This is a genomic window from Micrococcus sp. KRD096 (assembly GCF_017168495.1).
GTDB classification, from domain to species: domain Bacteria; phylum Actinomycetota; class Actinomycetes; order Actinomycetales; family Micrococcaceae; genus Micrococcus; species Micrococcus luteus.
The window spans coordinates 1-420 of sequence record NZ_JABFAY010000034.1; the positions used below are offsets into that span (position 1 = coordinate 1).

Below are 420 nucleotides of genomic sequence, written 5' to 3' on the forward strand. Positions count from 1 at the left end.
GTTAAGAACTTCCACGGCCTCAGGTTGGAACGCGTTATAGGCCGCTTCGATTCCGTCCAGACCACCGAGCTTACGGTCGTCCAGAATGGGCATGAAAATCACTTTCGATTTTATTTTGTCCAGCGTTGCACGAGCCGCGCTTACTTCTGCCGGTGTACTCGTTCCATTCTTGATCACGATCTGGCCTTCAACATCCATCTGTTCGGCGATTTCAACGACCTTGGCCAATTCTTCGACCCCGAGCTTGATATCGACATTCATGAGGACGCGGCCGCGTATGGCCTCAAAAACCTGCTCAAGCGTAGGGACCACTTCACTGGTTTTCTCACCGTTCCCTTCAATCACCAGATTACATTTCTGAACTTCAGCCAGTGTTTTTTCAGCAACGGCACCGGCACAGGTCGTGGTCCGGTCCAATGT

1 protein-coding gene is annotated in these 420 nt (G+C 51.7%); it reads right to left on the reverse strand.

The genetic code is table 11. The features are described 5' to 3' along the window. Positions 1-420 (reverse strand): glycerophosphodiester phosphodiesterase family protein (locus J1M41_RS11230; RefSeq protein ID WP_206451766.1); only part of this gene is annotated, 420 nt, incomplete at both ends.